This window comes from Hungatella sp. SL.1.14, from assembly GCF_024460495.1.
GTDB lineage: Bacteria > Bacillota > Clostridia > Lachnospirales > Lachnospiraceae > Hungatella > Hungatella hathewayi.
Window position 1 is genome coordinate 1 of record NZ_JANFYJ010000165.1, and the last position, 394, is coordinate 394.

A 394-nucleotide genomic window follows, 5' to 3' on the forward strand; every position below is an offset into this window, starting at 1 on the left:
GATTCCACCACCTATTACAAGCTTCCGCCGAATTCCATTAACCCGGAAGGTCTAACCATCTACCCGGGCCATAAGATGCTTAAAAAGAGTACGCCGTACTATTATCCCGGCATCGTGGGCGGTAAAACCGGCTATACCACACTGGCCGGCAACACGCTGGTCACCTGCGCCAGAAAGAACGGCTTAAAGCTTATTGCCGTCATCCTGAAAGGCTCGACGCCCCAGTACTCGACGGACACAAAAAATCTGCTGGACTTTGGATTCGAGAATTTTGTATCCGTCCGGGCTGCGGATATAAATGCAGGTAGTATGGATGATGTTCTTGCCCGTGTGAAATAGGGGGTGGGAATATGGCTGATTTATTCAAACTGCATGTGATTACTCCCGAACGGAG

The 394-nt window shown here is 50.0% G+C and carries 1 pseudogene; it reads left to right on the forward strand.

Features of this window, described 5'->3' with window-relative positions:
- Positions 1-339 (forward strand): annotated as a pseudogene (locus NE473_RS32675) (D-alanyl-D-alanine carboxypeptidase family protein); the annotation flags it as partial.
- Between the last annotated feature and the right edge of the window lie 55 nt (positions 340-394).